The sequence below is a fragment of the Flagellimonas beolgyonensis genome (assembly GCF_003992615.1).
In the GTDB taxonomy this organism is placed as follows: Bacteria; Bacteroidota; Bacteroidia; order Flavobacteriales; family Flavobacteriaceae; genus Flagellimonas; species Flagellimonas beolgyonensis.
Map to the genome: position 1 here is coordinate 43,505 of NZ_RZMY01000013.1, position 23,764 is coordinate 67,268.

Here is a 23,764-nt window from a genome sequence, read left to right on the forward strand (position 1 = left end):
ACAAACTCGACACATACCGATAAATAATAAGTTACATATGTAAATTTAATTATCATTATTGATGATACATTTGTAAACTTATTGATGTTTACTTTTGTCAATGGATCGCAAACCTTCACTATGATTGCTTATTCCCTATTCAAGGAAAAATCCCTATCCGGACGATACATCACTATGGATTTATTAAATGCTACATGCTTTTCGAAGCTCAATGCTCCCATTGTGCAAATAGGTAAATCGGTAGATGGGGAAATCTTGAAGGCATTTTCGATAGGAATGGGCGCCAAGAAAGTTTTGATGTGGTCCCAAATGCACGGTAACGAATCGACCACCACAAAGGCGGTTTGGGACATGGTCAATTTTTTAGGGACACAAGATGAATTGGCCTTGTCCATTTTGGAACAATGCACATTAATGATAGTCCCAATGCTGAACCCCGATGGCGCAAAAGCCTATACCCGTGTGAACAGTAATCAGATAGACCTTAATAGGGATGCCAAGGAAAGGTCGCAACCTGAAAGCCAAGCATTACGCCAATTGTTCCAAAACTTTAAACCCCATTTTTGTTTCAACTTGCACGATCAACGCACGTTGTTCAGCGCTGGAAATGTGGCCAAGCCCGCAACCGTTTCGTTCCTATCCCCAGCGAGTAATAAGGAACGTGACCTTACGCCCAATCGTGAAGTGGCCATGCAGGTGATCGTTGCCATGAACAATAAGCTTCAAGAATTGATTCCGGGTCAGGTTGGGCGGTATGATGATGGTTTTAATGATAATTGTGTGGGTGACGCTTTTCAGATGGCGGGTGTTCCGACGATTTTATTTGAAGCAGGACACTATCCGAAGGATTACCAACGGGAGAAAACCCGGGAGTACATCTTTTATGCCCTGGTGGAAGCGCTGACCACCATTGCAAATAATACTTTCCCCAACTATAGCACATCCGATTATTTCAAAATTCCGGAGAACGAAAAACTTTTCTTTGATATTATAGTGGATAATGCCAATAGTGTAAATCCGAATATAGAAATAGGGCACAGGATTGGTATACGGTATAAGGAAGTCTTGGAAAAAGGTGCCATTTTGTTCAAACCAGAAATTGCAGAAATCGGATTATTGACCGAATATTTTGGGCACGAGACTTGGGATTGTTCGGATTCCGTGGAAAACCTGCCTGCCGAAATTATGGACTTGGTGTTAACAGTCAGCTAATAATCAACAAATTCCACTTCTCTCTTGCATTTTATTTAAAAAAGAACCAATTTTATTATGTAAATTTCCTTAATTAACTAATTTTGTTGAAAATTTCCATACATGAATAAAGTTAAGCTTGACGAAATCGACCATCAGATATTGGATATGCTGATCGATAATACCCGAACTCCCTTTACCGATATTGCCAAGAAATTGTTGATTTCGGCAGGAACAGTTCACGTTAGGGTGAAGAAAATGGAGGAATCTGGCATCATCAAAGGCTCTTCATTGACCTTGGATTATGTAAAACTCGGGTATTCCTTCATCGCTTATGTTGGTATTTTTCTTGAGAAAACCCATCAGACCAAATTCGTTCTCGAAAGGCTGAACCAAATACCCTATGTGACCGTTGCGCACATTACCACCGGAAAATTCAACATTTTCTGCAAGATCAGGGCCCGCGATACCACCCATGCCAAGAACATCATTTTTAAGATTGATGACATTGATGGTATCAGTAGAACGGAAACCATGATTTCCTTGGAAGAAAGCATCAACGACAAAAAGCGTTTGATGCATACTATTTTCAACGAACTTTAATTAGGTCGTTTAACCATGTTTACCTCAGAACTTCCCACTTCTGAATACAATCCGTATTACCACACCTATATTTTGGCCTTGGGAGAAGTAGAACTCATGGCCGAATTGGAAAATGGCAAGAAGAAATTTTTTGCACTCATGGAAAGTTTTCCAGAGGAGAAGTTGGGCCATGCTTACGCTGAAGGCAAATGGACCTTGGCGGAATCTTTGGTTCACATGTTGGATACGGAGCGGGTTTTTCAATACAGGGCGCTTCGTTTTGCAAGAAACGACAAGACCGATCTCCCTGGTTTTGATCAAGATGCCTATGTTCCGAATTCCAATGCTGCGAACCGGACCAAAGCCGATATACTGGAAGAATATAAAGCCGTACGCGAGTCTACACTAACGCTTTTTCGCTCTTTTTCCGATGAAGTGCTGGAACGTAGGGGCGTGGCAAGTGGCTCACAAATGAGTGTACGTGCCTTGGGCTATATTATCTGTGGGCACCAGGCCCATCATGTAAAAATTGCAAGGGAAAGATACTTGAAGGATCAGTAATCGGATTCTGAATCCACATCCTCGCTATCAAAATCAGTGTTCCGGAACGAATCCTCATCAAATTCCGATACTGCTTCGGGAACAAGGTCTTTTTCCAATTCCTTTTCGATGGTTTCCTCAAAATTGGCAATAAAGTTGGAAAGGCTCTTGCTGATTTTCACCAGATATACCGTATCATCCGTTCTGATTTCCACTGCCTCGATAACCTCCCCATTCGGTTTTTTGATGGTAATGATGTCATCATCGCCATAACCATCTGGATAGGAATCAATTAGAATTGATGCCGCTGTGTGGTCGAGTTTCTTGTAATCGATCAAAATTCGTTTCATAATGGTTAGTTATTTGTTTGTTTCCCTAATCTAGGGATTTTCGAATTTGATGGATTCAAAGAGTTGCGAACGCAAAAAAATAGTATATGAAGCCGCTAATCCATGTAGTAAGCAAAGGCTTTAAGAATCAAATTTTCAGGCACTTTAATATCGGTCACAGCGTTTCCAATACCGTGCAATAGCACAAAATTGACATCGCCGTGCGAGTTTTTCTTGTCATACTTCAGCAGTTTCATAATGGCATCGATATCGTGCTCATTAAAACTCACCCGATCAAAATAGTGCAGGAAGGTCGTTTTGATCTCGTCAAGGGATAAACGGGACAACCCTTGCAGTTCGTGGGATAGATAGGCTTCCAATATCATCCCAATGGCAATGGCCTCGCCATGCAGCAGTGTTTTTTTATCGTAATTCTCCAAGCAATACGATTCGATGGCATGGCCCAGAGTGTGTCCGAAATTGAGGATCTTGCGTAGCCCTTGTTCTGTTGGGTCGATCATGACCACTTCATTTTTAAGTGCTATGGACCGCTGAATGTTTGTTGGATCGGAAAAGGCTCCTTCATTTTTAAGTACATCCCAATATTCGGCATCCTTGATCAATCCGTGTTTCAACATTTCGGCAAAGCCGCTGATCACCTGTCTGTTTTCCAACGTTTTTAAAAACTCTGGGAAAACAAGCACCATTTGGGGCTGGTTGATCACCCCAATCTGGTTTTTAAGGGAACCTAGGTCCACACCGGTTTTGCCACCAACAGAGGCGTCCACCATGGATAGCAGGGTAGTGGGGATATTGATGAAATCGATGCCCCTTTTAAAAGTGGAGGCCACAAATCCGCCCATATCGGTGAGCACACCTCCACCAAGGTTGATCAAGAGGCTTTTTCGATCGCCATCAAAATTGGACAATTGCTCCCAAAGGCTTAAACAGGTGTGTATGTGCTTTTGTTCCTCACCAGACTTGATTTCCAGTATTTCGTCAATGTGTCCGGTAAAGGTTTTACTGAATTCCGGTAAACAAAATTTTCGGGTGTTTTCATCCACCAAAACAAAAATTTTGGAATAGTTCTTCTTTTCAACATGCTGATTCAGTGCAGCCTGGGCCAAGGCACCAATGTGGACTTCGTAGGATTGTGATTTTACCGACTCCATAATTCAAATTACTACGCTAAATAAAGATTATTTTATAGAAATGATTCTGTTTTCCGTACTTATATTTGAATCATTAAATGGAATACAAATAATGCAACCCAATTTTGAGAATACCGCAATAGCGTTCGAGCTAAAATCCGACTCCCAACTGGAGCGAGCCTACTTTCTTTTTAAGATGATCGCCAACGAACCCTTGGTCCGTATCGGCACTGCCGTGACCAATTTTGCCATTAAGGCCCATTTGCCCGTGGAAGGGTTGATCAGGGCCACGGTGTTCGATCACTTTTGTGGTGGTGTCAACGAAGAGGATTGCCTGCCCATTATCGACAAAATGTACGAGAAAGGTGTGTGTTCCATATTGGATTATTCGGCCGAAGGCAAGGAAGTGGACAATCAATTTGATTTTGCCATGGAGAAGACGTTGGAAGTGTTGGACTTTGTAAAGGAAAAAGATGCGATTCCCTTTGCCGTGTTCAAACCAACGGGCTTTGGCAGGTTCAAATTGTTCGAAATGATGAGTGCGGGGCTCGAGTTGACCGATGACCAGCAAGCGGAATGGAACCGCATTGTGAACCGCTACGAAAAAGTTTGCAAAAAGGCCCACGACCTGGATGTGGCCTTATTGATCGACGCCGAGGAAAGTTGGATGCAAAAAGCGGCCGATGACCTTGTATTGAAAATGATGCGCAAATACAATAAAGAAAAGGCCATTGTTTTCAATACTTTCCAAATGTACCGATGGGACCGAATGGAATACATTAAACAAGTCCATCAACTGGCCAAGGAAGAGGGCTTTAAATATGGTGCCAAGGTGGTTCGCGGGGCCTACATGGAAAAAGAAAATGAAAGAGCGCAGGAAAAAGGGTATCCCACCCCCATATGCAAATCCAAAAAGGAAACTGACGAAAATTTTGATGCGGCCATTCAGTATTTAATGGACCATCTGGATATTTTCACGGTGTTTTCAGGTACGCACAATGAACAAAGTTGCCATAAATTGGTTTCCCTGATGGCTGAAAAGAAATTGGATCCAAATGACAATAGTGTTTGGTTTGGCCAATTGTTCGGCATGAGCGACCATATCACCTACAATTTGGCGGCAGCTGGTTACAATGCCGTTAAATATGTACCCTACGGGCCGGTAAGGGATGTAATGCCCTATTTGATCAGAAGGGCAGAGGAGAATACCTCTGTGGCCGGACAAACATCACGAGAATTGGCTTTGTTGCAGAAGGAACGTAAACGAAGAAAGTTGGATGATTAATCCTTATAATCCACCAATCCCTAGGTTTTAAAATAGTTTAATACCAAAAAAATCAAATCAGATTTATAAATCCGACGTGAGATTTATAAATCGCACCAACCTTCATTTGCAATTTTTGCTTTTTGCGGGGACATTTAGTCCATGCAAATATTTCCGAAAGAAATCATAGAGAATACCATACAAGCATATTTACCCAAAAACGGTGTGAAAAGCATGGCTATTTATGGTCTTTTGCTGGGTTCCGTATTGTTGGCCATTGTAGCCTTGCCTTTCATTAAGGTAAAAGTATATACGTCCGCCAACGGGATTATAAAACCGACCATAGAGCGAGCTGCCGTTTCAAGCCTTAATTCGGGGAAAGTCCTATTGACCAATATTGAAGACAATAAATACGTAAAAAAGGGAGATATTTTACTTGTGTTGGAAAGCAATGTGCTCTCAGAGCAAATTGCCCTGACTGAATACGATTCTGAAAGATTATCGGAACAGATTAAGGATTTAAAGTATCTGCTCAATACAGCGTCAATACAAAAGGATAGCATTCGTTCTTCAAAATATCAAAAAGAGTACTTCCATTTTTTGGAAAAATCAAATGAATACTTAACTCGTATAAAAAAATTAAGGATAGATTTTGAAAGGAACCACAAACTCTTGTTGAAGGGTGTTATTGCCAGAGTGGAGTTTGAGAATGTAAAATTGGATTATGATTTGGCAAGGAATGCCTACGGCCAATTTAGGAAACAGCAAACAAATTCATGGCAGACCAGTTTAACAGAAATGGAGCACCAACTAAGGATCTCGCAAAACAAAAATGCACAATACAGGGAAAGTAAAAAGGAATATGTTGTTACTGCACCTATCAGTGGATCATTGATCAATATTTCAGGAATTGAACGCGGAAGTATTGTTACTTCAGGAATTGCCCTTGCTGAAATTTCCCCAGATACAGAATTATTGGCCGAATGCTACATAAGCCCATTGGATATCGGTTTGATCGATAAAACTAAGTCGGTAAACTTTCAAATTGATGCCTTCAACTACAACCAATGGGGAATTGCAACCGGAAACATCCAGGAAATATCGAAAGATATAATCTTTATGGACAATCAACCTGTTTTTAAAATGCGCTGTAAAATCAACGAGACATTTTTACAACTTAAGAATGGAACAAAGGGGAGCATAAAAAAGGGAATGACTTTCAATGCAAGGTTTGAACTTACTGAACGGACATTATATCAATTATTATATGACAAAGTTGATAATTGGATGAACCCGGATTTACAGCATGACCCAATCACTTCCAACAATTGAAATGGTAAAAATCAATATAAAACAACATGATATTACAGACTGCGGTGCAGCTTGTTTAGCTTCTATATCAGCACATTATAGATTTCAAATTCCCATTTCCAGAATTCGGCAATATGCAGGTACAGATAAAAAGGGAACAAATGTTTATGGACTTATTAAGGCTGCAGAAAAATTGGGATTTGAAGCCAAGGGTGTTCGAGGTGATTTTGAAAGCTTATTTAAAATTCCAAAACCGGCAATTGCCCATATCATTGTCAAGGAACAATTGCATCATTTTGTCGTAATCTATGAAACGGGCAAAAACCACATTAAGGTGATGGATCCCGGTTCTGGCAAATTGGAAAAATACTCCCATGAAGATTTCAAAAAAGTATGGACAGGTGTTCTCGTACTTTTATTGCCCAGCGAAGATTTTAAAAAAGGAAATGAAAAAGTGTCTGTCTTTAAGCGGTTTTGGTTTCTGTTGCGGCCGCATAGGGGCGTCCTCTTTCAAGCCTTTATTGGCGCTTTGGTCTATACGCTATTGGGTTTTTCAACTTCAATTTATATCCAGAAAATCACGGACCATGTTTTGGTCAATGGCAATATTCAATTACTTAATTTGTTGAGTACAATAATGGTGATCCTATTGGTGGTTCAACTTTTTATCGGGTATTATAAGGATACTTTTCTGTTAAAGACTGGTCAACAGATAGATGCGCGATTGATACTGGGGTATTACAAGCACTTATTGAAGCTTCCTCAACAATTTTTTGACACCATGCGGGTAGGGGAGATCATATCTCGAATCAACGATGCGGTCAAGATCAGAAACTTTATCAATGGTGTATCGTTGAACTTAACAGTAAACGTCCTAATCGTTATTTTTTCATTTGCCCTAATGTTCACCTATTATTGGAAATTGGCCTTGATCATGCTCATCATTGTCCCTATCTATCTTGCCTTATATTGGGTAGTGAACAGGTTGAACAAAAAAGTGGAACGTCGGGTGATGGAAAATGCCGCCGAACTTGAAAGTCAGTTGGTGGAATCACTCAATGCGGTTGGAACGATTAAAAGGTTTGGGTTGGAAGACTTTGCCAATGTTAAAACCGAAACACGTTTCATTACATTGTTAAAAACAGGATACAAATCTGCCTTGAACTTTATTTTTTCCCAAACGTCTTCCAAGGTCATTGCATAGGTATTTGTTATCATCCTACTTTGGACTGGATCGGGTTTTGTGATTGAACGACAGATAAGTCCAGGGGAGCTACTCTCATTTTATGCCATCATAGGATATTTTACAGGTCCCTTGGGTAGTCTGATCGGGGCGAACAAAGAAATTCAAAATGCGTTGATTGCTGCCGACCGCCTTTTTGAGATCATGGATTTGGAGCGGGAAGAAGATGGTGACAAAATCAGTCTCACCCAAGATAAAATCGGTGATATAACCTTCTCAGAAGTTTCTTTTCAGTATGGGACAAGGGTCGAAGTCTTTAAAAATTCAAACCTGACCATTCAAAAGGGCAAGATAACTGCCTTTGTGGGGGAAAGTGGTTCGGGAAAATCGACCCTTGTATCCCTTATCCAAAACATTTATCCGATCCAAAAAGGAAAAATTCGGATTGGGGACATAGATATCAGTCACTTGGAGAACCTGAGCGTTCGAGAATTGGTGAGCGTGGTCCCTCAAAAAATTGATCTTTTTGCAGGAAACGTAATTGAGAATATTGCAGTGGGGGAACTCCAGCCCAACTACGAAAAAGTATACAGAATCTGCAAAGAGATTGGAATTTTGGAGTTTATCGAAAGTCTACCTCATAATTTTAACACCTATTTGGGTGAAAATGGTGCCACTTTGTCCGGAGGACAAAAACAGCGGATTGCCATTGCGAGGGCATTATACAAGGATCCTGAAATTTTGGTGCTGGATGAAGCCACCTCTTCATTGGACGGCAGTTCGGAGAATTACGTACAAAAAACAGTACGCAATTTACGGTTAAAGGGTAAAACAGTGATCATCATTGCCCATAGATTGAGCACAGTGATCCATGCAGACAAAATAGTGGTGTTGGACAAAGGACAGGTATTGGAAGAAGGCTCCCATGACGAACTTTTTGAAGCCAAAGGAGCTTATTTTAATTTATGGCAACAACAGTTTCCATCGTTTTTGTCCGTGTTAAAACCTATTTACTAATGATATAAATGTTTAACAGTATGGCAAAATTGACCCAGCAAATAGCATTAATGGAGCGTATGGATCAATTGATCCGGTTAAAGGCAACAGGCAGGCCAAGGCAATTGGCTAAACGATTGAATGTATCGGAGGCTACCGTGTTTCGAATGATTGAGACCATGAAAGAAATGAATGCGCCCATTTGTTATGACTTGGTAAGGCAAAGCTATGTATATACTGAAAGTACCCGATTTAAATGTGGTTTTTATGTAGAGGATTTGGATGATGTGACGGAAAAGAACCTTTCTGGAGGATATAGTTTTTCCAATATGGAGCAAGTGCTCGCATTTTAACAATTTTATTTTCTTACTCTCATTTTTTGAGAGTATCAATCCCCATATTTAAAAGGTAATACAAAGCGGCGCGCAACAGAATTCCTGGCTTTGGTTGCAAGAATCAATGTTTAATTAAAAAATAACACTTATGGAAAACCTAGAATGTTATGGGGTATTAGAACTTAAAAGAGAAGATATTAAAGAAGTAAATGGAGGATTCCTTGCCTTTTTGGGAGGATTTCTATTAGGCTCAGCAATCGCTATGTTGCTATTTGATAAAAAACAGGATTAAATTAAAAATCAATGTCATGAAAAATTTAGAAAATTTTGGAACACATGAATTAAGTTCGGTTGAATTAACAGAAGTTAATGGTGGATTTCTTTTTTTAGGAGGTTTACTTGTGGGATTCGTTGCGACCGCTTTGGCCCTTCTTTCTAATTAATATTTGTTAATAAAAGGTTATCAGAGGGATGGTTTTACATCCCTCTTTTCTCAGTTATGGCTTTTAATTATATACCGCTTAATTTTTTTTTCATTTCACTCCTATTGTTTGCTCATTGTGGTTTTTCACAAAATACTCAAGTAAATGATAGCCTTTACAAAACACACACCTACAACTTTTCAATTATCAACGGAGATAATTTGTTTACCATGCAGCAAACAAACACAAATTATGTATCTGTAAATCGAATATTGTCTAGGTTAATCAATAAAACCCCTTCTAAAGTCGATAAGTTTCTACAATTTGGAATTTCGTTTTTAGGGGTATCAATTACTCATGAGGAGGGGCATAGATCAATATTGACTGATTTAGAAATAGGGTCGGTAAGTCAACCTTTCTCGATATTAAAAGGTGTTGCCTACGTTAAAGGAGTTACAGACCAAACCTTGATTGAATTAAGGAATAACAATTTGGATGATTATATCAGGTTGCATACAGCAGGATTGGAATCAGACTATGCCCTATTGACAAGAACAGAAACACTTTTGGCCTTTGAGGAAGATAACTTCAAAGACCTTGGTATAGATTATATAACAAGGAAGGCTTCTCTGATTGGGTATTATCTAACAAATTTAATTCCTAGTTTGTTTTCGGAAATAGAAGAAGAAGAAAATGAATTGGAAAGGGATATTGTGGGACATGACATATATGGGGCCATAAAAAACCTTTACCGCCCCAATGAAGCATTTTATAGATACACCAATTATAAAGATTTGTCCATTGAAGAAAAAAAATTCACCAAAAAAATAGGTTGGTTGTCCTTACTCAATTTAGCCAACCCTATGCTTGTGGGTATTAACAACTTCAGAATAAATGAAAATTTAAAGGCAAATGGGGGGATAGGTTATACCATGGCTCCATTTGGTGGTTTCATGGATGAAAATATTTGGCTAATGATAAAGAGCAAACACAAACTCCATTTATACTTTAGACAGTTTCATAACAGAGAAAAACTATTTTTCGGAACTGGATTAAAACTTTTCAATCATTCACTATATAGGGATAAAATTATTCTTAACTCGGAATTTCACATTTGGAACCAACCAGAAGATATGAATTTTCGTGCTTCCAAATCAGATTCTGGCGTAGGAGGAGCAATAGATGTTGGATACAGAGTTTTGAATAATAACAATAATGCTTCAAGTTTCTATTTAAATCTAGGTTTAAGCCACAAATCTGAAGGATTCTTACCGGAATATGCTAGTTTGGACAAAAGGACCATGCTCAAATTGGGATTTTCATTGGGTTGGTGAGTTGTAACATTTAACATTAGGCGTGGACCAAAATTGGAGACTGTCAATCCCCATGTTTGGAATGTTATCTATATTAGCGAGTAACAGATTTTTCGTCTTTGTTTACAGAACAAATGGTGTGATTAAAATTTATTTGAAACGAGGAAACTAGAAAACTTCGATGTGAAAGAACTCCCTGTATCTTCATCAAATACAAATAGCTGGGTACGTGTACTATTATTTGTTGTACCATATGTTGTAATTGTTGGCCTATTTCAACTTTTTGGCGGTTTTATTACCGGGAATGAACTTTCGTCAGAGTCAGCAAATGCCACTACTGAACAACACCTAATTACTTCATTATTTGGCTTTTTGGGCACTTTCTTGGTGGTCTATGTATTTGTTAAATGGGTAGGTAAAATACCATTGATTAACATTGGCTTTCATTTAAAAAATCATCTAAAAGATTTGTTATTGGGTCTTATTGCAGGGGTTGCCATAATGGCATTGGGTTATTTTGCCCTTGACATATCTAATGAGTTTCAGTTTGTTAAGACCGACTATGAAGGAGGGGAGTTTTTCTTGACCATACTGGTATTTCTGCTTGTTTCAGTATCTGAGGAAATGCTATTCCGTGGCTATGTGCTTAGAAACCTCATGGGGTCCATGAACAAATTCCTAGCATTGATAATTTCAGCAATTTTGTTTGCATTGCTGCATGCGGCCAACCCCAATCTTTCTTTAGTTGGAAATATTAATCTTTTTTTGGCCGGGATATTGTTGGGGCTGCCCTACATCTATACCAAAAACTTGATGTTTCCAATCGCTTTTCATTTTAGTTGGAACTTTTTTCAATCCATTTTTGGCTTTAATGTAAGTGGCTTGGATTCTTATTCCATGCTTACATTTCAAATTTCAGATAAGAATATATGGAATGGTGGGGATTTTGGGTTTGAAGGATCTATATTGGCCATTTTTCTCCAAATGGTAAGCATTTATTTTTGCTTTGTCTACTTTAAGAATTTGAAGGGTAAAGAAAATGGAATTTTGTCAAATTGATACCGAACTCAGCACACTATGCCGAAATACGTTTAAAAAACAGACCTGGAGTGACCCCAATTTTCTCCTTGAAAGCTTGTGTGAAAACACCCGTGGAATTGAAGCCATACATTTCTGCAATCTGGATCATGGATTTGGATTTGATTATTTCTGGGTTTTCCATTATGTGATTGATTGCATAGTTAATTCGAACATTTTTTAGGTAACACGCAAAGTTTTTGCCCTTTAATGTGTTAATTGTACTCGAAAGATAAGAGGTGTTTGTGTTCAACACCTTAGCCAAACTTTGCAAGGTTATTGTATTATCTAAAAATCCATTTTGCATTTCCCAGGAATCAAGGTTTTCCAAAATGCTATGATAAATCTCTTCTTTGAGTTTTGATTTCTTCTTAAATTTAAAAATTTGCGAGGAAGTGGATTTTATCTTATTTATCTTTCTAAGTTCAGTTACGAAAATTCCAAGGGAAATCATAAAACCTGCATTAATTTTCTATTCAGTAAGAAAAATAATACTTGCTTGGTGTAATTAGTTTACAAATTGATGGATACACCATTTGAATTGACCAAATGTTTAGGGAACACTATTATTTAATAATAAAATGTCTTCCACAATAACTTGCTCTTTACAGTTTTTGACCTGTAGTTCCAGTTCTTTCCCATTGTTTTCATGCGAAACAAAATAAACTTTACAAGGCTCGGACTTGGTATCGCTTTTACCAAAATCCACATCCCCGTCCATTAAAAATGTCATGATCAGGCTTGTGTCGCGGTATTGCTCCGGCAAGTCTTCTCCAAAGGTCAACGTTTTGGAACGCATATCCTTCAATACTCTACAATTGGGGAAATAGCAGATTTCGAAACCACCTTCACCCGATTTTTTCTTTAAAAAGAAGACCAGAAATAGCATTCCAATGGATAGCCCTACCAAATACCAGCCCAATCGTTTCAAAAACCCCATCTATGTTAAAAAATAAGAAAGTTAATATCACTTGAGTTCATCCCAAACCAATCCCCAACAGATTTATTGGTCAATATCCCGTGATACATGTAAAGTCCGCTCCGCAGTCCTTTATCGAACCGCAGGGAATGCTCCAAACCACCGTCTTCCCCGATTTTCAAGAGATATGGGGTAAAAATATTACTGATGGATATGGAAGATGTTCGCGGATAGCGGGATGGAATGTTGGGTACCCCATAATGGATCACACCAAATTTTTCAAAAGTCGGTTTGCTGTGGGTCGTAACTTCAGAAGTTTCAAAACAACCACCCATATCGATACTGACGTCAATAATCACTGCCCCTTTTTTCATGTTTTCTACCATTGAACTCGACACCACAATCGGTGAGCGGTCTTTGCCACGAGTGGCGCCAATAGCCACATCGCAACGTTTTAAGGACTTGATCAAGTTTTTGGGCTGTATGGTGGAAGTATAGAGCGTTCGGTTCAGATTGGTCTGGAGGCATCTTAATTTACTGATGGAATTGTCGAACACTTTTACGTTCGCCCCAAGTCCCAACGCCGATCGGGCTGCAAATTCGCCCACTGTACCTGCTCCAATGATTACCACTTCCACAGGCGGCACCCCACTGATATTTCCAAACATTAGTCCATTCCCTTGTCCGGTATTGGCCATCAATTCCGCCGCGATCAAAATGGAGGATATTCCGGCAATTTCACTCAGGGAACGCACGGCAGGGTAGTTGCCATCTTCATCCCGAATAAACTCGAACGCTATGGCGGTCAACCGTTTTTTGGCCATGGCCTCAAAATATTCTTTGCGCTGCGTTTTAATCTGGAGCGCAGAAATAACAATGGTCTGGGGATTAATGAAATCGATTTCCGATAGGGAAGGAGGTTCTACCTTTAAAAGAATAGGGCAGGAAAATACCTTTTTAGTATCCCGTGTGATCTCTGCTCCGGCATTGGTGTAATCGATGTCTGAAAAATTGGCGCCTTCACCGGCACCGGATTCAATAAGCACCCTATGACCGTGTGCGGTAATGGCATTTACGGCATCGGGGGTAAGACAAATCCGTTTTTCCTGATATTGGTTTTCCTTGGGAATCCCTATAAAAAGTTCCCCTTTTTGCTTCATGACCTCCAAGGTCTCTTCTTGCGGCAATAACTGCTGTTTGCTGAACGGGGAAGAAGGCTGGTTCATAGGCTGTAAATCGATTCAATGGGCACCAACGGGTACGTGAACAAATTTACATTTTTTTTGAAAGGGATTTTTGGCGCTCTTCCAGTTTCTGTCGCTCTTTACGCAACTCCTCTTTTTCCTTTAAAATCTGTAGTTCGGTATCCATGGCATCCAGGTCGATTCCGTGTACGTGTTTGTCCACCAATTTTATCCTAATGAAGTATACCACGGGGACAACGACCATGGTTACAGCAACCACATACAGTATCTCGTTTTCATCAATTCGTTCACTATTGGAGTAGTTCAAAGCAGTGAACAACTGGAAACTGTACATTGCAAGTGGTATGAGTATAGCGTGGTACCACCAATTTTTGGATGTGACAAACCATATGATTAAAAGAAGTAAAGGAACAAACTTGTTAAAATAGTAATAGATAGCAGTTGCTACCTCTCCAAAGTTATTTTCCTTGAATTCTATTCCCCAAAATGTCCACGATGTGCTATTGGGCGGTATTGGAAGATATTTATAACAATAGAACATTAGAGGGGTGATGGCAATTAAAAATGCAATGGCCCCTTCAATAATAAAGCGTTTTCTAACCGTAGATTTTTTACTCATTACTTTGTAAACTCAAAAAATCCCGGATTATTGTAAAAAAATAACCCCTTTTCGAAAAAAGGGGCTATTATAATCAGTGGATGGAAGTGAAATTAGATTCTTACCAATTTCTTCTTCTCAATACTTACCTTTTGGTCTTTGTCAATCGTTGCAGTAGAAACAGCGGTCATTGCCAAAAAAGCAACAGCAAGTAATCCAAAAAAAACTTTTTTAGTGTTCATCGTAAAAGAGTTTTTGGTTAATAAATGAATTCATTCACAAAACAAATGTAGGAAAATATTTCAACTATCCCTACACTTTATCGATAAATTTGGTTTTTTAACGTAAAAACCTAACATTTTATCGAATCAGACTTGCTTTGTAAAAAGAATGCTTTGAAGATAGCTGGAATGTCCGTTAACATACATTTAACTCGATTGAACGTGTTTTTTCATCGATGAAGTGCAGGTTTAACCTTACAGCGTCTTCAGGAATCAGGGAAGCAATCTTTTCCGGCCATTCAATAAACAACCAGGCATCCGAGGCGAGATAATCATCAAAGCCCATGTCCAGAGCCTCCATTTCATCATTCAATCGGTAAAAATCGAAATGAAACGCCAATTGCCGGCCATCACTATCGGCATATTCGTTCACCAAGCCAAAAGTGGGGCTATTGGCTATATCCACTGCACCCAGTTCCTTTACCAAGGATTTGATCAATGTAGTTTTGCCCACTCCCATGTCGCCATAAAAGCATAGGGTCTTGTTCGGAGCGGCTGCCAAAACCTCTTGGGCCACCCTGTCGATTTCGGATAACTGAAACGTAGTCTTCAAAAGATTTTATTTTGGGTCCAAAACTATAAAAGGAACAATTATTTCTTCCAATGAAACACCACCATGTTGATACGTATTCCGATAATAACTTACATAATGGTTGTAATTGTTGGGGTAGGCAAAGAACAGATCGTTTTTTGCAAAGATGAAACTACTGCTCAAGTTAATATTGGGCAAATGGATTTCCTGCGGATTCTTTGTGGCCAAAACATCCTTTTCTTCATAGGTAAGACTTCTGCCGGTCTTGTACCTAAGATTAAGACTGGTTTCCCGGTCCCCGATAACCTTGGAGGGTTGCTTTACATTGATGGTGCCGTGGTCAGTGGTCAATAACAATTTCATGCCCAGACTTTGGGCCTGTTGTATAATTTCCAACAAAGGGGAATTCTTGAACCAGCTCAAGGTCAAGGAGCGGTAGGCCTTGTCGTTGGAGGCCAATTCCTTTACCACTTCCATCTCGGTTTTGGAATGGGAAAGCATATCCACAAAATTGTAGACCACAACGGTAAGGTCATTTTCCTTTTGGGACCTAAAATTTTGCGCCAGCTGTTTTCCTTGTTTCAGGTTGCTGATTTTATGATACTCCCATTTGAGGTTCAATCCCAATCGCTTTAACTGTTCGCCCAAAAAGTCGGCTTCGTGCAAATTTTTACCCCCTTCGTCCGTGTCGTTTTTCCACCATTTGGGATAACGCTTCTCCATATCCAATGGCATGAGGCCTGAGAACAGCGCATTTCGGGCATACTGGGTGGCCGTGGGCAAAATACTGTAATAGGAGCATTCCTGTTTCTTTTTATAGTGCACGGAAAGAGTTTCTTCAAACGCCAACCATTGATCGTATCTTAAATTGTCTATGACCACCAGTAGGGTTTTGTTCCCCTCAAGTTCCGGTTGAATCTTATTTCGGAACAAGGTATGCGACATTACGGGCCCATCCCCATCCTTGAACCAACTCCGATAATTCTTGTCCACAAATTTCCCAAACTGGGAATTGGCCTCCACTTTTTGGGATTCAAGGATTTCAAACATGCCGGAATCTTCGATTTGTTCCAGTTGCAGCTCCCAATAAATCAGTTTTTTGTAGAGTTCTGCCCATTCTTCATGTGAATTGACCATGGATAGGTCCATTGCTATCTTTCGGAATTCCTGCTGATAGTTTGCCGTTGTCTTTTCCGAAACCAACCGGGAGTTGTCCAAGCTTTTCTTCAACGACAACAATATTTGGTTGGGATTCACAGGCTTGATGAGATAATCGGCAATTTTGGAACCGATGGCCTCATCCATAATATACTCCTCCTCACTCTTGGTAATCATCACCACAGGAATGGAGGGGTCGTATTTTTTGATCTCGTTCAAAGTCTCCAGTCCCGACAGTCCGGGCATGTTTTCATCCAAAAAAACAATGTCGAAGAAGTTCTCACGGATTTCCTCCAGGGCATCCTGACCACTCTGACTGGTAACTACTTCATAGTTTTTGTTTTCAAGAAAAATAATATGGGGTTTCAATAGGTCGATTTCATCATCTACCCAAAGTATTGTAATCTTGTTCATATAGTAGTTATCTTTGTGGCATTAAAACAAAAATCCTTGGTAAAAACCAATAAGCTTAACGTTTTTAACGATCCAATTTACGGTTTTATTGGAACTCCAAACGAACTAATTTTCAGTCTGATCTCGCATCCATTTTTTCAGAGATTGCGACGGATTTCGCAAATGGGTATGTCCTACATGGTGTATCCAGGAGCCCATCATACACGATTTCACCACGCATTGGGAAGCATGCACTTGATGACCAAAGCCATTCATGTGTTGCGCATGAAGGGCATTGAAATTACCGAGGAGGAAGAAAATGGATTGCTTTGCGCCATTTTGTTGCACGATATCGGCCACGGACCCTTTTCTCATGCATTGGAAGGTTTTGTACTGAAAGATTTGAGCCACGAAAAACTTTCCATGCAATTTATGCTGGAACTCAACAAACAGTTCAACGGGCAGTTGGAAACCGCCATTTCCATATTTAAAGGCGACCACCACAAACCATTTTTGAATCAATTAGTGTCCAGTCAATTGGATATGGACCGTCTTGATTACCTTAAAAGAGACAGTTTTTACTCCGGGGTTACGGAAGGCAACATCAATTCCGAACGACTTATTTCGATGCTTCATGTGGTGGACGGGCATTTGGTGTTGGAAGAAAAAGGGATTTACGCCGTGGAAAAATTCCTGATGGCACGAAGGTTCATGTACTGGCAGGTGTATTTGCACAAAACAGGCCTTGTGGCAGAACAGCTACTGGTCCGTATCATGCAAAGGGCTCGGGAACTCTTGCAGAACGGTGATCAATTGGCGGCGAGCGAGCCTTTGTTGTTTTTCCTAAACCAGAATGAAGCAGTTACCATGGACAAGACCATATTGGAGACCTTTGCACGACTGGATGATGTGGATGTATTGGCTGCCTTGAAAAACTGGCAAACCCACGATGATTTTGTGCTCTCCAAAATGTGCAGTATGCTTTTGGACAGAAGGTTGTTGCATGTGAAAATCAAAAAGCAGCCCATGGACCAACAAAAATTGAATGAAAAGTTGCAAGGTATCATCCAAAAGTACGATCTTTCAGTAGCTGAAGCCGCTAACTTTGTGTTTCAGGGTGAGATATCGAACAAGGCCTACAATCAAAAACAACAGGCCATTTACATTCTAAAAAAGAATGGGAAAATTTCGGACGTGTTGAAAGAATCAGACCAATTGAGCTTAAAGGCATTGTCGAAGACCGTTACCAAATACTACAGCTGCTATCCCAAGGAGGCTGTTTAACAAATTTTGTTACTTTTGCACAGATGAAATTTACAGCCACCCAAATTGCCGGACTCCTAGAGGGGGAAGTTGAGGGAAATCCTCAAATCGCTGTCCATAAATTATCGAAAATCGAAGAAGGTGAAAAAGGTTCATTGACCTTTCTTGCCAACCCAAAATACACCTCCTATATTTATTCGACCAAGGCTTCCATCACCATTGTGAACAAGGACTTTGTTCCCGAACAATCCCTTTCCACGACCTTGATCAAGGTGGAAGATGCCTACAAGTCGTTTTCCAAACTATTGGAGTATTACAATCAGGTCAAGAACAATAAATCAGGTATTGAGAACCCCTCTTACATTTCTGACAATGTAAGTTATGGCGAAGGTTTTTATCTCGGTGCGTTTTCGTACTTGGGCAACAATGTGACCATAGGGGACAACGTAAAGCTCTTTCCGAATGTTTTTATTGGCGACAATGTAAAAATCGGAAACAACGTGGTGGTGTTTGCAGGAGCGAAAATTTATTCCGAAACACAGATTGGCAACAACTGTGTGATCCATGGCGGTGCCATTATCGGTGCCGATGGTTTTGGTTTTACGCCCAACGCAAATGGGGAATATAGCAAGGTGCCACAAACAGGCAACGTGATCTTGGAAGACAATGTGGATGTAGGTGCGGGAACCACAATTGATCGCGCCACATTAGGGTCTACCATTTTAAGAAAAGGGGTAAAGCTGGACAATCAGATCCAGATTGCCCATAATGTGGAAATTGGTGAACATACCGCCATTGCTGCCCAAACGGGCATTGCCGGATCAACCAAAATTGGAAAAAACTGTTTGATTGGTGGCCAAGTGGGCATTGTTGGGCATATTACCATTGGAGACAGGGTGCGAATTCAGGCCCAATCCGGTATCGGCAGAAATGTCAAGGACGATGAAGTGCTGCAGGGATCACCAGCCCTAAGTTATGGCGACTTCAACAAATCATACGTACACTTTAAGAATCTACCAAGACTGGTAAATCAAATCTCCAACATAGAAAAAAAGGTTGAAGGTGAACAAAATAAGCAATAAGCAACGTACCATAAAAAAGAAAGTGACGCTACAGGGAGTAGGGTTGCATACTGGGGAAAACGTTACCATGAGTTTTTTGCCCGCGGACGAAAACCATGGGTATGCATTTAAACGCATAGACCTTGAAGGGGAACCCATCATAGAGGCCGATGCCAACTATGTGGTAAACACCCAAAGAGGAACCAACCTTGAAAAAAACGGGGTCAAAATACATACTTCAGAGCATGTATTGGCTGCCTTGGTAGGTATGGAAATCGACAATGTCCTGATTGAATTGGACGCTCCCGAACCTCCCATTATGGATGGTTCCTCCAAGTTTTTTGTAAAAGCTTTGGAAGAAGCGGGCATTGAGGAGCAGGACCAGGAGCGTGAAGAATTTGTGGTAAAGGATGTTATTTCCTATAAAGATGAGACCACGGGGAGCGAGATTACCGTTATTCCAGCAGATCATTACCAAGTAACCACCATGGTGGACTTTGGCACCAAAGTGTTGGGCACACAAAACGCCACTTTGGACAGCATGTCCGATTTTAAGGAGGAGATTGCCGATGCCCGTACTTTTAGTTTCTTGCATGAACTGGAAATGCTATTGGAACATGGCCTGATCAAAGGCGGTGATCTTAACAACGCCATTGTTTATGTGGACAAGGAGATTTCCGAATCCACCATGAAAAAATTGGAAAAGGCCTTTAACAAAGAAAAACTGTCCGTGAAACCCAATGGTATTTTGGACAACCTGACCCTACATTATCCCAACGAGGCCGCGCGACATAAATTATTGGATGTTATTGGTGACTTGGCTTTGGCCGGAACACGGATTCGTGGCAAGGTAATCGCCAACAAGCCCGGACACTTCGTGAATACGCAGTTTGCCAAGAAGCTGTCCAAGATCATCAAGATAGAAAAGCGGAACAAGGTGCCATCCTACGATTTGAACCAGGAACCGTTGATGGATGTGAACAAAATCATGGAAAAATTGCCCCACCGACCTCCATTTTTGTTGGTGGATAAAATTTTGGAACTTTCAGACACCCACGTTGTCGGGGTTAAGAATGTTACCATGAACGAGCCCTTTTTTGTCGGGCATTTTCCTGGAGCGCCAGTAATGCCAGGGGTACTACAAGTAGAAGCCATGGCGCAAACCGGAGGGATTTTGGTACTGAGCACTGTTCCAGATCCTGAAAATTACCTGACCTTCTTCATGAAGATCGATAATGTGAAATTCAAACAGCAGGTGGTTCCCGGAGATACTTTAATTTTTAAATGCGATTTGGTCTCACCCATAAGAAGGGGGATTTGCCATATGCAGGCGTATGCCTATGCCAATGGAAAATTGGTTTCGGAAGCGGAACTGATGGCACAGATCGTTAAAACCAAAAACTTAGATTCGTAGATGAACCAACCATTAGCATATGTGCACCCCGGGGCCAAGATTGCCAAAAATGTGGTGATTGAGCCCTTTACCACCATCCATAACAATGTGACCATTGGTGAAGGCACCTGGATCGGTTCCAACGTAACCATCATGGAAGGGGCCCGTATCGGTAAAAACTGTAATATTTTCCCAGGGGCTGTGATATCCGCCATGCCCCAAGACCTAAAATACCAAGGAGAGGAGACTACCGTTCAAATTGGGGACAATACCACTATTCGTGAATGTGCAACAATCAACAAGGGTACTTCCGACCGAATGAAAACCGTGATCGGCAATAATTGTTTGATCATGGCCTATTGCCACATTGCCCATGATTGTATCGTTGGCGATGGCTGTATTTTCAGTAACAATTCAACGTTAGCAGGCCATGTTACCATTGGTCAGAACGTGGTCTTGGCCGGAATGGTGGCGGTGCATCAGTTTGTATCGATCGGCAACCACGCCTTTGTTACCGGAGGTTCCTTGGTGCGTAAGGATGTGCCTCCATTTGTAAAGGCCGCCCGAGAGCCGTTGTCCTATGTGGGCATCAATTCCATTGGTTTGCGTAGAAGAGGATTCGAGTCGGATAAAATCCGTGAAATCCAGAATATCTATCGCATTCTGTATCAAAAAAATTATAACAATACACAAGCGGCCTCCATTATCGAAGCAGAAATGGAAGCCACCCCGGAACGCGATGAAATTCTTCAATTCATCAGAGATTCGCAACGGGGTATCATGAAAGGCTATTTCAGTTCAAATTAATTATATGGCAAATACTTCCGATATTAGAAAGGGGTTGTGCATTCGATACAACCACGATATCTACAAGATTGTAGAATTTCTTCATGTAAAACCTGGCAAAGGACCTGCATTTGTGCGCACCAAATTGAAAAGTGTGACCACAGGCAAGGTGATCGACAATACGTTTTCCGCAGGTCATAAAATTGAAGATGTACGTGTTGAGACCCGATCGTACCAATATCTGTATCCGGAAGGGGATACGTTCCATTTCATGAACACAGATGACTACAACCAGATTTCCCTTCAAAAGGATGCACTGGATGCACCCGATCTTTTGAAAGAAGGTGAAGTGGTGACCATCATCTTCAATGCTGAGGACAACAGCCCGCTTTCCGTGGAAATGCCTGCCAGCGTTGTTTTGGAAGTAACCCATACCGAACCTGGCGTAAAAGGAAATACGGCTACCAATGCCACAAAACCAGCTACCGTAGAGACTGGGGCACGAATCAATGTGCCACTTTTCATAAATGAAGGCGATAAAATCAAGATCGATACGGAGAAGGGTGCCTATTTGGAACGCGCAAAAGAATAGTTTCAATGAAATTTCCCAAAGCCCATACATTAAAGGAGATCGCGGAAATCATTGGTTCCGAATTCGTGGGGAGTGATGTCTTTCCCGTTTTCGGCATGAATGAGATCCATGTGGTAGAGGAGGGCGATATTGTTTTTGTGGACCATCCCAAATACTACGACAAGGCCCTGAACTCGAGGGCCACTGTTATTCTTATTAATAAGAAGGTAGACTGTCCGGAAGGTAAGGCATTGTTGATTTCGGATGATCCATTTCGTGATTTCAATAAATTGACCCGGCATTTTAAACCTTTTCAAAGTGCTAACGGTAGCATTTCGGATACGGCTAAAATAGGGGAAGGAACAATTATCCAGCCCAATGTTTTTATTGGCAACCACGTAAAGATCGGTAAGCATTGTGTGATCCATCCCAACGTCACCATTTATGATGGTTGTGAAATTGGGGATCATGTCACCATCCATTCGAATACCGTTTTGGGAGCCGATGCCTTTTACTACAAAAATCGTCCTGAGGGATTTGACAAATTGCTTTCAGGTGGAAATGTGGTCATTGAAAACCATGTGGATATTGGTGCCTCCTGCACCATTGACCGTGGTGTTACGGGGGCCACAACCATTAAGGAAGGATCAAAACTGGACAATCAGATCCAAGTAGGGCACGATACTATTATTGGCAAAAAATGTTTGATCGCCTCCCATACGGGCATAGCAGGTTGTGTGGTCATCGAGGATGAAGTGACTCTTTGGGGCCAGGTAGGCATTATCAGTGGTGTGACCATAGGAAAAAAAGCAGTGGTTTTGGCCCAGTCCGGAATTTCAAAATCCCTTGAAGGAGGAAAAACCTATTTTGGCAGCCCTGCAGAAGAGGCGAGGGAAAAGCTCAAACAAATGGCTTCGGTCAAACAAATCCCGCAAATCCTACAAAAACTGAAAAAGAATTAAAAAATCAATAGATAAAAACACGAGTAAACCATATTTTTGCACCTATATTAAGTTAAACCTATGAGCGTCTTAGTAAACAAAGATTCAAAAATAATTGTACAAGGATTTACCGGTAGTGAAGGAACCTTTCATGCCGAGCAAATGATTGAATATGGAACCAACGTGGTTGGAGGTGTTACCCCTGGAAAAGGGGGACAAGAACATCTTGGAAAACCTGTTTTTAATACCGTTGAAGATGCGGTAAAGGCTGTTGGGGCAGATACCACGATTATTTTTGTGCCGCCCGCGTTTGCTGCAGATGCCATCATGGAAGCAGCCAGTGCCGGTATCAAGGTGATCATTACCATTACCGAGGGTATTCCCGTTGCCGATATGGTGAAAGCTTACGATTATATAAAAGATAAGGACTGTACCTTGATCGGACCCAACTGTCCTGGGGTAATTACGCCAGGAGAGGCCAAAGTGGGCATCATGCCTGGGTTTGTCTTCAAAAAAGGACATGTTGGTATCGTTTCCAAGTCTGGAACATTGACCTACGAAGCAGCCGACCAAGTGGTTCGTCAAGGATTGGGTATTACAACCGCCATCGGTATAGGTGGGGATCCCATTATCGGGACCACGACCAAGAAAGCAGTGGAGTTGTTGATCAACGATCCAGAAACAGAATGTGTGGTGATGATCGGGGAAATCGGTGGACAGTTGGAAGCTGAGGCTGCTAGATGGTACAAAGCCAGCGGCAGTAAAAAACCCATTGTTGGGTTTATTGCCGGGGAAACCGCACCGGCCGGTCGTACCATGGGTCACGCAGGCGCCATTGTAGGCGGTAGCGATGACACCGCACAGGCCAAAAAAAGAATCATGCGCGAATGCGGCATCCACGTGGTGGATTCTCCAGCAGAAATTGGCGCAAAAGTGAAAGAAGTGGTTGGATAACCAACCGTTAAATCT

Annotated in this window: 28 protein-coding genes; 19 read left to right on the top strand and 9 right to left on the bottom strand. The window is 41.0% G+C overall.

What is annotated here, in order from left to right; genetic code table 11:
* Nucleotides 1–120: 120 nt before the first annotated feature.
* The 3 genes from EO131_RS06905 (at nt 121) to EO131_RS06915 (ending at nt 2,334) form a co-directional block, all read left to right on the top strand.
* On the top strand, nt 121–1,212 hold the full coding sequence (locus EO131_RS06905) for a M14 family metallopeptidase (RefSeq protein ID WP_127020251.1): 1,092 nt from the start codon (nt 121–123) through the stop codon (nt 1,210–1,212).
* 102 nt (nt 1,213–1,314) lie between these two features.
* Nucleotides 1,315–1,794: an Lrp/AsnC family transcriptional regulator gene (locus EO131_RS06910; protein ID WP_036384670.1), complete on the top strand. Its 480-nt coding sequence runs from the start codon at nt 1,315–1,317 to the stop codon at nt 1,792–1,794.
* A 15-nt stretch (nt 1,795–1,809) separates the two neighbouring features.
* Nucleotides 1,810–2,334: a DinB family protein gene (locus EO131_RS06915; RefSeq protein ID WP_127020253.1), complete on the top strand. Its 525-nt coding sequence runs from the start codon at nt 1,810–1,812 to the stop codon at nt 2,332–2,334.
* On the opposite strand, the gene EO131_RS06920 is transcribed toward EO131_RS06915, so the two are convergent.
* On the bottom strand, nt 2,328–2,663 hold the full coding sequence (locus EO131_RS06920; protein ID WP_127020255.1) for a hypothetical protein: 336 nt from the start codon (nt 2,661–2,663) through the stop codon (nt 2,328–2,330). The two genes, EO131_RS06915 and EO131_RS06920, sit on opposite strands and share 7 nt — an antisense overlap.
* A 95-nt stretch (nt 2,664–2,758) precedes the next feature.
* Nucleotides 2,759–3,814: a 3-dehydroquinate synthase gene (gene aroB / locus EO131_RS06925; RefSeq protein ID WP_127020257.1), complete on the bottom strand. Its 1,056-nt coding sequence runs from the start codon at nt 3,812–3,814 to the stop codon at nt 2,759–2,761.
* Between the two features lie 91 nt (nt 3,815–3,905).
* Between aroB and EO131_RS06930 the strand changes: the two genes are divergently transcribed.
* The 9 genes from EO131_RS06930 (at nt 3,906) to EO131_RS06955 (ending at nt 11,676) form a co-directional block, all read left to right on the top strand.
* A complete protein-coding gene (locus tag EO131_RS06930; protein WP_127020259.1) occupies nt 3,906–5,078 on the top strand; it encodes a proline dehydrogenase family protein in 1,173 nt (390 codons plus the stop codon).
* Between the two features lie 141 nt (nt 5,079–5,219).
* Nucleotides 5,220–6,389, top strand: a complete 1,170-nt coding sequence (locus EO131_RS06935) for an HlyD family secretion protein (RefSeq protein ID WP_127020262.1) — start codon at nt 5,220–5,222, stop codon at nt 6,387–6,389.
* On the top strand, nt 6,364–7,572 hold the full coding sequence (locus EO131_RS17430) for a peptidase domain-containing ABC transporter (protein ID WP_313790028.1): 1,209 nt from the start codon (nt 6,364–6,366) through the stop codon (nt 7,570–7,572). The genes EO131_RS06935 and EO131_RS17430 overlap by 26 nt, the downstream gene beginning before the upstream one ends.
* A 39-nt stretch (nt 7,573–7,611) precedes the next feature.
* Nucleotides 7,612–8,568, top strand: a complete 957-nt coding sequence (locus EO131_RS17435) for a peptidase domain-containing ABC transporter (RefSeq protein WP_313790029.1) — start codon at nt 7,612–7,614, stop codon at nt 8,566–8,568.
* 20 nt (nt 8,569–8,588) lie between these two features.
* Nucleotides 8,589–8,900: an HTH domain-containing protein gene (locus EO131_RS06945; protein WP_164731640.1), complete on the top strand. Its 312-nt coding sequence runs from the start codon at nt 8,589–8,591 to the stop codon at nt 8,898–8,900.
* A 130-nt stretch (nt 8,901–9,030) separates the two neighbouring features.
* Nucleotides 9,031–9,174: a hypothetical protein gene (locus EO131_RS17110; RefSeq protein ID WP_164731641.1), complete on the top strand. Its 144-nt coding sequence runs from the start codon at nt 9,031–9,033 to the stop codon at nt 9,172–9,174.
* 16 nt (nt 9,175–9,190) lie between these two features.
* A complete protein-coding gene (locus EO131_RS17390; RefSeq protein WP_262707783.1) occupies nt 9,191–9,325 on the top strand; it encodes a hypothetical protein in 135 nt (44 codons plus the stop codon).
* A 209-nt stretch (nt 9,326–9,534) separates the two neighbouring features.
* Nucleotides 9,535–10,638 (top strand): hypothetical protein, encoded by a 1,104-nt coding sequence (locus EO131_RS06950; RefSeq protein WP_127020266.1) that lies wholly within the window; start codon nt 9,535–9,537, stop codon nt 10,636–10,638.
* Between the two features lie 453 nt (nt 10,639–11,091).
* On the top strand, nt 11,092–11,676 hold the full coding sequence (locus EO131_RS06955) for a CPBP family intramembrane glutamic endopeptidase (protein WP_127020268.1): 585 nt from the start codon (nt 11,092–11,094) through the stop codon (nt 11,674–11,676).
* Between the two features lie 16 nt (nt 11,677–11,692).
* On the opposite strand, the gene EO131_RS06960 is transcribed toward EO131_RS06955, so the two are convergent.
* The 7 genes from EO131_RS06960 to porX form a co-directional block, all read right to left on the bottom strand.
* Nucleotides 11,693–12,148, bottom strand: a complete 456-nt coding sequence (locus tag EO131_RS06960) for a helix-turn-helix domain-containing protein (RefSeq protein WP_127020270.1) — start codon at nt 12,146–12,148, stop codon at nt 11,693–11,695.
* Nucleotides 12,149–12,247: 99 nt separating this feature from the next.
* Nucleotides 12,248–12,634 carry a DUF4258 domain-containing protein gene (locus EO131_RS06965; protein WP_127020272.1) on the bottom strand — a complete coding sequence of 129 codons (387 nt, stop codon included), beginning with the start codon at nt 12,632–12,634 and terminating at the stop codon, nt 12,248–12,250.
* A gap of 5 nt (nt 12,635–12,639) precedes the next feature.
* Nucleotides 12,640–13,839: an alanine dehydrogenase gene (locus tag EO131_RS06970; RefSeq protein ID WP_127020274.1), complete on the bottom strand. Its 1,200-nt coding sequence runs from the start codon at nt 13,837–13,839 to the stop codon at nt 12,640–12,642.
* 46 nt (nt 13,840–13,885) lie between these two features.
* Entirely contained in the window at nt 13,886–14,152 is a 267-nt protein-coding gene (locus EO131_RS17320) for a hypothetical protein (protein ID WP_241243805.1), read from the bottom strand.
* Nucleotides 14,153–14,529: 377 nt separating this feature from the next.
* On the bottom strand, nt 14,530–14,658 hold the full coding sequence (locus tag EO131_RS17395) for a hypothetical protein (RefSeq protein ID WP_262707784.1): 129 nt from the start codon (nt 14,656–14,658) through the stop codon (nt 14,530–14,532).
* A 175-nt stretch (nt 14,659–14,833) separates the two neighbouring features.
* Complete coding sequence (gene tsaE / locus EO131_RS06980; protein WP_127020278.1) at nt 14,834–15,250, bottom strand: tRNA (adenosine(37)-N6)-threonylcarbamoyltransferase complex ATPase subunit type 1 TsaE; 417 nt, start codon at nt 15,248–15,250, stop codon at nt 14,834–14,836.
* Between the two features lie 6 nt (nt 15,251–15,256).
* Entirely contained in the window at nt 15,257–16,801 is a 1,545-nt protein-coding gene (gene porX, locus EO131_RS06985; protein ID WP_127020280.1) for a T9SS response regulator signal transducer PorX, read from the bottom strand.
* Between the two features lie 36 nt (nt 16,802–16,837).
* Between porX and EO131_RS06990 the strand changes: the two genes are divergently transcribed.
* The 7 genes from EO131_RS06990 to sucD are packed head-to-tail and all read left to right on the top strand — an operon-like array spanning nt 16,838 to nt 23,749.
* Entirely contained in the window at nt 16,838–18,064 is a 1,227-nt protein-coding gene (locus tag EO131_RS06990) for an HD domain-containing protein (protein WP_127020282.1), read from the top strand.
* Nucleotides 18,065–18,087: 23 nt separating this feature from the next.
* Nucleotides 18,088–19,125, top strand: a complete 1,038-nt coding sequence (gene lpxD, locus EO131_RS06995) for a UDP-3-O-(3-hydroxymyristoyl)glucosamine N-acyltransferase (protein WP_127020284.1) — start codon at nt 18,088–18,090, stop codon at nt 19,123–19,125.
* Entirely contained in the window at nt 19,115–20,518 is a 1,404-nt protein-coding gene (locus EO131_RS07000) for a bifunctional UDP-3-O-[3-hydroxymyristoyl] N-acetylglucosamine deacetylase/3-hydroxyacyl-ACP dehydratase (RefSeq protein WP_417935631.1), read from the top strand. The genes lpxD and EO131_RS07000 overlap by 11 nt, the downstream gene beginning before the upstream one ends.
* Nucleotides 20,519–21,304: an acyl-ACP--UDP-N-acetylglucosamine O-acyltransferase gene (gene lpxA / locus EO131_RS07005; protein ID WP_127020288.1), complete on the top strand. Its 786-nt coding sequence runs from the start codon at nt 20,519–20,521 to the stop codon at nt 21,302–21,304.
* A 4-nt stretch (nt 21,305–21,308) separates the two neighbouring features.
* Nucleotides 21,309–21,875, top strand: coding sequence for an elongation factor P (gene efp / locus EO131_RS07010; RefSeq protein ID WP_127020290.1), 567 nt, complete (start codon nt 21,309–21,311; stop codon nt 21,873–21,875).
* 5 nt (nt 21,876–21,880) lie between these two features.
* A complete protein-coding gene (locus tag EO131_RS07015; RefSeq protein WP_127020292.1) occupies nt 21,881–22,816 on the top strand; it encodes a UDP-3-O-(3-hydroxymyristoyl)glucosamine N-acyltransferase in 936 nt (311 codons plus the stop codon).
* A 60-nt stretch (nt 22,817–22,876) separates the two neighbouring features.
* Complete coding sequence (gene sucD, locus EO131_RS07020) at nt 22,877–23,749, top strand: succinate--CoA ligase subunit alpha (protein WP_127020294.1); 873 nt, start codon at nt 22,877–22,879, stop codon at nt 23,747–23,749.
* The last annotated feature ends 15 nt before the right edge of the window (nt 23,750–23,764 follow it).

Coding starts and splice junctions, on each gene's coding strand:
- EO131_RS06905 (WP_127020251.1), top strand. CDS start 121: ATGATTGCTTATTCCCTATTCAAGGAAAAATCCCTATCCGGACGATAC.
- EO131_RS06910 (WP_036384670.1), top strand. CDS start 1,315: ATGAATAAAGTTAAGCTTGACGAAATCGACCATCAGATATTGGATATG.
- EO131_RS06915 (WP_127020253.1), top strand. CDS start 1,810: ATGTTTACCTCAGAACTTCCCACTTCTGAATACAATCCGTATTACCAC.
- EO131_RS06920 (WP_127020255.1), bottom strand. CDS start 2,663: ATGAAACGAATTTTGATCGATTACAAGAAACTCGACCACACAGCGGCA.
- aroB (WP_127020257.1), bottom strand. CDS start 3,814: ATGGAGTCGGTAAAATCACAATCCTACGAAGTCCACATTGGTGCCTTG.
- EO131_RS06930 (WP_127020259.1), top strand. CDS start 3,906: ATGCAACCCAATTTTGAGAATACCGCAATAGCGTTCGAGCTAAAATCC.
- EO131_RS06935 (WP_127020262.1), top strand. CDS start 5,220: ATGCAAATATTTCCGAAAGAAATCATAGAGAATACCATACAAGCATAT.
- EO131_RS17430 (WP_313790028.1), top strand. CDS start 6,364: ATGACCCAATCACTTCCAACAATTGAAATGGTAAAAATCAATATAAAA.
- EO131_RS06945 (WP_164731640.1), top strand. CDS start 8,589: ATGGCAAAATTGACCCAGCAAATAGCATTAATGGAGCGTATGGATCAA.
- EO131_RS17110 (WP_164731641.1), top strand. CDS start 9,031: ATGGAAAACCTAGAATGTTATGGGGTATTAGAACTTAAAAGAGAAGAT.
- EO131_RS17390 (WP_262707783.1), top strand. CDS start 9,191: ATGAAAAATTTAGAAAATTTTGGAACACATGAATTAAGTTCGGTTGAA.
- EO131_RS06950 (WP_127020266.1), top strand. CDS start 9,535: ATGCAGCAAACAAACACAAATTATGTATCTGTAAATCGAATATTGTCT.
- EO131_RS06960 (WP_127020270.1), bottom strand. CDS start 12,148: ATGATTTCCCTTGGAATTTTCGTAACTGAACTTAGAAAGATAAATAAG.
- EO131_RS06965 (WP_127020272.1), bottom strand. CDS start 12,634: ATGGGGTTTTTGAAACGATTGGGCTGGTATTTGGTAGGGCTATCCATT.
- EO131_RS06970 (WP_127020274.1), bottom strand. CDS start 13,839: ATGAACCAGCCTTCTTCCCCGTTCAGCAAACAGCAGTTATTGCCGCAA.
- EO131_RS17320 (WP_241243805.1), bottom strand. CDS start 14,152: ATGTACAGTTTCCAGTTGTTCACTGCTTTGAACTACTCCAATAGTGAA.
- EO131_RS17395 (WP_262707784.1), bottom strand. CDS start 14,658: ATGAACACTAAAAAAGTTTTTTTTGGATTACTTGCTGTTGCTTTTTTG.
- porX (WP_127020280.1), bottom strand. CDS start 16,801: ATGAACAAGATTACAATACTTTGGGTAGATGATGAAATCGACCTATTG.
- lpxD (WP_127020284.1), top strand. CDS start 18,088: ATGAAATTTACAGCCACCCAAATTGCCGGACTCCTAGAGGGGGAAGTT.
- lpxA (WP_127020288.1), top strand. CDS start 20,519: ATGAACCAACCATTAGCATATGTGCACCCCGGGGCCAAGATTGCCAAA.
- efp (WP_127020290.1), top strand. CDS start 21,309: ATGGCAAATACTTCCGATATTAGAAAGGGGTTGTGCATTCGATACAAC.
- EO131_RS07015 (WP_127020292.1), top strand. CDS start 21,881: ATGAAATTTCCCAAAGCCCATACATTAAAGGAGATCGCGGAAATCATT.
- sucD (WP_127020294.1), top strand. CDS start 22,877: ATGAGCGTCTTAGTAAACAAAGATTCAAAAATAATTGTACAAGGATTT.